The 2,038-nt window shown below is 72.9% G+C and carries 1 protein-coding gene; it reads left to right on the top strand.

What is annotated here, in order from left to right; all coding sequences use genetic code 11:
* Window positions 1-447: 447 nt before the first annotated feature.
* On the top strand, window positions 448-2,038 hold a 1,591-nt coding region (locus tag RMN98_RS15770; protein WP_309649768.1), incomplete at its 3' end, for an ATP-binding protein.

Consider the following 2,038-nt stretch of genomic DNA (forward strand, 5'->3'; position numbering starts at 1 on the left):
CGAGTGCTCGCTGCCCTACACCGGCCGCGGCGTGGTGCAGCGCATCATCACCGACCTCGCCGTCATCGACGTGCTGCCCGACGGTGGGGGCCTGAAGCTGGTCGAGACGGCACCCGGGGTCTCGCGCGAGGACGTGGAGAAGGCGACCGAGCCTCCCCTGGGCTGAGGCGGGTGGGGGCTCTCGGCGGGCCGGACGGGGAGGTCACTGGAGCGGTCAAGGTGTCTCCCTTGGGGTGTACCACCGAGGTGTTGTCACTAGCCCATGCTGGGTACCATGCGATCCATGGCCTGGACCCTGCCACGCTGTGACGACCCCGCGCACTGCGCGCCGGGCGGCACCGCGCTGGCCGGTGCGGCCGTGGCCTCGGCCTCCACGGGCGCCCGACCGTGACCGGCGACCTCGCGGACTCAGCCCCCCTCTGCGACGCCATCTGTGCACGTCTCGGCGTGCCCCTGTCACCCGAGCTGCGCGAGTCCGTCTCGTTCTTCATCGACCACCTCGCGGCGTCGCTGACGCTGGGCGAGCCCGAGGGTCTGGCCGAGCAGCTCGACTGGCAGGGGCGTCGGCTGGAGGTGATCGCACCCCACCTGGACCTGCGGCGGCTGGCCGAGGTGACGCGGGCGGTCGTCGAGGAACGGCTCGGCGAGGACGTCGCCGTACCCACCGCGGCCCACCTGGAGGCCGCCTTCCACCGGCTCGCCGCCCAGGCGCCGCACGCGGACGGGCCCGACCCCGCCTTCGGCGACCTGGCCCAGCAGTACCTCGACCTGGCGCTCTCGGGGGCCCACGACGAGGCCGTCGACGTGGTCGTCGCGTCGGGACTGGCGCCCCACGACGTGCTGCTGCGCATCCTCGGCCCGGCCCATACCGAGCTCGGACGGCGCTGGGAGCACGACTACGTGTCGGTCGCGCAGGAGCACGACACCACGGCGCTGACGCAGCGGGTGATGTCGCTGCTGCGTGGCCGGCGCAAGGGTGTCACCAAGCACGGGCGCACCGTCTACGCCGGCGTCGTCGGCGACGAGCGGCACTCGGTGGGCCTCGACATGGTCGTCGACCTCCTCGAGGGCAGCGGGTGGGAGGTCTTTCGCGCCCCGGGCGCCGTCGACCACGCCGGCATCGTGGCGGACCTCGTCCGGCTCCGGCCCGACGTCGTCGCGCTGTCGGTCACGCTGTTCAAGCACGTGGTGGGGCTGCGCTCGGTGGTGGAGGCCATCAAGGCCGACCAGCGCACCAGCCACATCCCCGTCGTGGTGGGTGGGCGACCGTTCCGCCACAACCCGGCGCTGGCGCTGATGGTCGGGGCCGACGACTGGGCCGCCGACGGGCAGGGGGCGCTGGAGGCGTGTCAACGCTCCTCCCGGCTCACCCCAGAACGGCACGTCAACGACGTGACCCGCGAGATGGTCAACCCGCTCGAGAGCATGCTCGGGCTCGCCGCCCTCCTGCAGGGGGACCAGTCGCTGAGCCACCGCCAGCGTGACCTCGCGGCTCGCATCATCCAGGCCGGTGGACAGCTGATGACCGTGCTGGAGGATCTCGGCCACGGCCTGGTCGTCGTGCACGGCGGACCTGACGGACGATCGAGCTCGCGCCTGCTCGACCTCGACGAGCTGGTCGAGGCCCTGCTCCTGCGTCACCAGGGGCGAGCCGCCCAGCACGACATCGTCATGCGTCAGATCCGGATCCCCTCCACACGCGGTCGTGCCCTCGTGCAGGGTGACGTCAGCCAGCTCGAGCGACTGGTCGACACCCTCCTCGACAACGCCGTCGCGGTCACCCCCGCCTCGGGGGTCATCACGGTGCGGGTCAAGCGGGCCGAGGACCAGGTCACCATCGCCGTGGCCGACGAGGGACCCGGCATCCCGCCCGGGAGCCGCGAGGCGGTCTTCGACGCCGACCGTGCCACCTCGTCCTCCGGCGCCAGTGACATCGGCCCGTGGCGGAGCCTGCCGGTCTGCCGCCGCATCGCCGAGCAGCACGGCGGGACCGTCACAGCCACCTCCGACCACCGCGGGGCCGTGTTCACCCTGCGGC

The organism is Nocardioides sp. (assembly GCF_031397825.1).
Classification (GTDB): Bacteria; Actinomycetota; Actinomycetes; order Propionibacteriales; family Nocardioidaceae; genus Nocardioides.